This is a genomic window from Pedobacter namyangjuensis (genome assembly GCF_003313325.1).
Classification (GTDB): Bacteria; Bacteroidota; Bacteroidia; order Sphingobacteriales; family Sphingobacteriaceae; genus Pedobacter; species Pedobacter namyangjuensis.
In genome coordinates this window covers 1-1,099 of sequence record NZ_QMHQ01000017.1, presented here as the reverse complement: position 1 = coordinate 1,099, position 1,099 = coordinate 1, and the positions used below count along the sequence as shown (strand labels likewise).

Here is a 1,099-nt window from a genome sequence, read left to right as displayed (position 1 = left end):
ACTTGATTGCACTACGCAGCTTAATCTGTTTGGCAAGCGGGATATTACCAGCCCTGTTGGGGAAAAGGTTTCTCTTTTCGATCTCAGTTGCTATCGTGTCAAACGAGGCACGTCTTCCTGGGAGGTTCAGAAGAATAATAGCGATTGCCTCATGCAGCTTAATGGTGTTCTTGGTGCTTGTCATTAATTCCTTTTTGTATTTGGTCAAGATCAAAACTATTGCATCAAGTTTATGCAATGCTATTAATATGAAGGTTCAACTGAAGGAAATGTGTAGGGTTGAGAACGCACATTATTCGACAATGTTAAATCTAATCTGTTAATAGCCTTAATTAAAAAAAGAAAATAGGCTCAATCTTCATCACAAGTTACTTATATTTTTTTAATATTCAAGAGCTGATCAGCTTGAGGAGAATCTTCTAAATCTAGATATGGCTAGCAAGAAGTGTAAGCTCTTTTTTATTTGCTGAAATATTTATATATTGATTTATTGCTCAGAACAAATACAAGATGTCAATTTCTCCTTGACTTTTGGCATTTTTTAGTATATTTGATGTAATTCATAGACAGTCAATTAGTTGTGGCTTTTGGGTGAGCATCTGGTGAGCATTCCAAGAAAAACGATGTTTAAATAGGTCTGAAGGGTATTTTCAATGTCCCGTCCGGACCGCAAAAAACCCACTTAGAGATCATCTGAGTGGGTTTTTGCTTTTTAGCCGAAATTGCAACCAGTTTTAATTTGTTAAGGCGTTCTTGTAAGGTGTATCTAGATGTTATATTTCTTTATAATTGTGTGTTTAGGCTAAGGCTAGTACGGCTATATATCATGCTACTTGCATTGCTTGTAGATTTCGGTAATAGTAGCCAATCATTCTGTTCTATTGTATAGATAATTACTAAATAAAGCCAACAAGTTCTTGTACTTTTATGTAGTTTTATTACACTTAATTTATAAGTTAGCACCAATTATAGCAAGGCGACAGTGACAAATAATCTCGGCATATTTAGAAAAGAATTTTTGGAAGCTAACTCTTGGGCACAGAGAAAAGACGGCGTTCCTCTCGACCTGCTTGACAACTTGACTAACGAGGAGCTTAAA

At 35.6% G+C, this 1,099-nt stretch carries 1 protein-coding gene; it reads right to left on the bottom strand.

Translation table 11 applies throughout. The features are described 5' to 3' along the window. Positions 1–208, bottom strand: a 208-nt coding sequence (locus DUT69_RS19395) for a hypothetical protein (RefSeq protein ID WP_205314309.1), incomplete at its 3' end; no start/stop codon positions are given. Between the last annotated feature and the right edge of the window lie 891 nt (positions 209–1,099).